At 70.3% G+C, this 3,059-nt stretch carries 3 protein-coding genes; all 3 read right to left on the minus strand.

Features of this window, described 5'->3' with window-relative positions; translation table 11 throughout:
- Positions 1 to 5: 5 nt before the first annotated feature.
- Positions 6 to 929, minus strand: a complete 924-nt coding sequence (locus KN815_RS33185; protein WP_507229917.1) for an SCO2278 family lipoprotein — start codon at positions 927 to 929, stop codon at positions 6 to 8.
- On the minus strand, positions 862 to 1,839 hold the full coding sequence (gene efeU / locus KN815_RS33190) for an iron uptake transporter permease EfeU (protein WP_216345565.1): 978 nt from the start codon (positions 1,837 to 1,839) through the stop codon (positions 862 to 864). Before efeU ends, KN815_RS33185 begins: the two co-directional genes overlap by 68 nt.
- Before the next feature lie 43 nt (positions 1,840 to 1,882).
- A partial coding sequence (gene efeB / locus KN815_RS33195; protein WP_216345566.1) for an iron uptake transporter deferrochelatase/peroxidase subunit occupies positions 1,883 to 3,059 on the minus strand: 1,177 nt, incomplete at its 5' end.

Raw genomic sequence — 3,059 nt, forward strand, 5'->3', positions numbered from 1 at the left:
GCTTACTACTCGCCCTTTGCCGCCGTGACGCCCTCCAGGCGGTTGAGGAAGACCACCTTCGGGTCCGCCGCATCCTTCGCGGGGACCCGCACCGCCGACTCCGAAACCCTCGTCAGCGTCACCGCCTTCTTCGCCTCGCCCGTCATCAGCGCCTTGATCTGCGGATCCGGGTTGGGCCGGAACCCCTTCGCCATCGTCTGCTTCTGCCGGTGGTGCGCGGAGAAGAACACGATCGCCCCGCCGTCCGAGGTGCGCAGCCCCACCGGGGCGTCCTGCGCGCCCTGCGCCGGGGTGTCGATGTACTCCGTCCAGAACTTCGGGGTGCGCAGGAACTTCTTCCGGGTGTTCCGCAGCCCCGAGGTCGCCTGGCCGTCGGCGAAGACCGAGCCCTCGCCCGTCATCAGGTAGTCGGTGTACTCCGCGCTCAGCTTGTCCGGCCGGGTCGCCAGCTTCGGGGTCGGCCCCTTGGCCTGGACCGGCTTGGCCCAGCCGTCCTTGTCGGTCGCGAAGTCCGGCACCTCGTCCTGGCTGAGGATCGACAGATACGCGGCCTTCCACGGCTCGTCCGCACCGCCGCGGGTGAAGACGAACAGCCAGCGGTTGTCGTCGCGGTTGCTGTCGGTGTCCGCGACGAAGAACTTCGGCCAGCCCACCTGCTTGGGGATGCGGTAGGTGACGTCCGACAGCTTCAACGCCGGGTACTTGGGGTTGCCGTTCGGGGAGCTCGCGTGCTGGGCCTTGAGGTCGGCGGTGGTGATGGCCTCCAGCGGGCCCGTCTCCACCTGGCTCGCCACCGCCGGATCCAGCTCCCGGTACGCCTTGTTGTACGCGTCGGTGAACTGCTTGAGCGCCTCGGGCGCCTCAGCCTTGTCCACCGACGGAATGTTCTCCCGCTCGCCGTGGACCGTCATGCACCCTGTCAGCGTCATCCCCAGCGTCAGTACCGCCGCTGCGGTCGGAACTGTCAACTGCCGACGGCGCGGCCTGCGTGTCATGGGGCTCCGGCTCCCGATTCCTGGGGGCTGCTGTGGACGGCGACACCCTACCGGGACGCAGGAACAGCGCGAGCGTGGGGACCAGATAGAGCGCCCACGTCCACACCTGGAGCCAGGTCGGGTCCGGCTGGAAGTTGAAGACGCCCTTGAGCAGCGTGCCGTACCAGGAGTCCGGCGCGATGGTGGAGCTGATGTCGAAGGCCAGCGAGTGCAGCCCGGGCAGCCAGTCGGCCTCCTGGAGATCGTGGAAGCCGTACGCGAGCACCCCCGCGGCCACCACGACCAGCATCCCGCCCGTCCAGGTGAAGAACTTCGCCAGGTTGATCCGGAGCGCGCCCCGGTAGAACAGCCAGCCCAGCACCACCGCGGTGACCAGGCCCAGGACCACACCGATCAGCGGATCCGCCGTACCGTCGTTGCTCGCCCGCACCGCCGTCCAGACGAACAGCGCGGTCTCCAGGCCCTCCCGGCCCACCGCCAGGAAGGCCGTGGCCACCAGCGCCCCGGTGCCCACCGCGAGCGCCGCGTCCAGCTTGCTGTGCAGCTCGGTCTTCAGATGGCGGGCGGTGCGCCGCATCCAGAACACCATCCAGGTCACCAGGCCCACCGACAGGATCGACAGCGAGCCGCCCAGCGCCTCCTTCGCCTCGAAGGTCAGCTCCTGCGAGCCGAACTCCAGCGCCGCGCCGAAGGACATGCTCAGGCCCACCGCCACGGCGATCCCGAGCCACACCGGGCGCAGCGCGTCCCGGCGCCCGGTCTTGACCAGATAGGCGACCAGGATGCACACCACCAGGCTGGCTTCGAGCCCTTCGCGCAGACCGATCAGGTAATTGCCGAACACGGGGTTCGCCTTCCTTGTCGTCGAGGGTTGTCGCGGGAGTCCGTCAGGAGAACAGCGCCCTGCCCCACCAGTCGTCCGCGTCCCGGACGCCCGGCGGGACGGCGAAGAGCGCCGAACCCACATGCTGGATGTACTCGTTGAGCGCGTCGGAGCGCGCCAGCGCCCGCTGCACGGGGACGAACCCGTCCCGTACGTCGTGCTGGTAGGCGAGGAAGAACAGCCCCGCGTCCAGCCGTCCCAGACCGTCCGTGCCATCGGTGAAGGAGTAGCCGCGGCGCAGGATCCGCGCCCCGCCGTTGGAGTCCGGATGGGCGAGCCGGACATGCGCGGTGGGCAGCATCGCCTTCAGATTCGGCTCGTCGCGCTCATGCTGCTTGCCCTGCGGCGCGCCCTCGCCCTTGTCCCGGCCGAAGACGTCCTCCTGCTCCTTGAGGGAGGTGCGGTCCCAGGTCTCGATATGCATCCGGATGCGGCGCGCCACGAGATACGAACCGCCGGCCAGCCATGCCGGGCCCGCCTTCCCGCTCACCCACACATGCTTCTCCAGGGCGGCGGTGTCGGTGCCCGCGATGTTCCGGGTGCCGTCCTTGAAGCCCAGCATGTTGCGCGGTGTCTGGGCGTCCGGCGTGGTCGAGGACGTCTTGCCGAAGCCGAGCTGCGACCAGCGGATGGCCACCTTGCCCATGCCGATCCGGGCCAGGTTGCGGATGGCGTGCACGGCCACCTGCGGGTCGTCCGCGCATGCCTGCACACACAGATCGCCGTCGCTGCGCGCCGCGTCGAGGTTGTCGCCGGGGAAGGCGGGCAGGTCGATCAGCGCCTCGGGGCGGCGGTCGGCGATGCCGAAGCGGTCCTTGCCCTTCCTGTCCTTGAAGAGCGTGGGTCCGAAGCCGATGGTGAGGGTGAGCCGGGACGCCTTGAGGCCGAGCGCCTCGCCGGTGTCGTCCGGCGGGGCCTCCGCCAGATCGCTCACCGCGCCGCCGCCGACCGCGTGCCCCTGGGTCATCCGGGCCGCCGCCTTCGTCCACTCCTTCAGCAGCGCGATCAGCTCGGCGCGGTCGTCGGTGGTGACGTCGAACGCCGCGAAGTGCAGCCGGTCCTGCACCGCCGTGGCGATCCCCGCCTGGTGCGCCCCGTAGAAGGGCACCGCGGCGCCGCTGTCGGCGACCGCCTGGGTGTCGTCCGCACCGCCGCTCAACGCCGCCGCCGCGCCGCCGGCT

Origin of the sequence: Streptomyces niphimycinicus (genome assembly GCF_018883605.1) — a bacterium.
GTDB classification, from domain to species: Bacteria; Actinomycetota; Actinomycetes; order Streptomycetales; family Streptomycetaceae; genus Streptomyces; species Streptomyces niphimycinicus.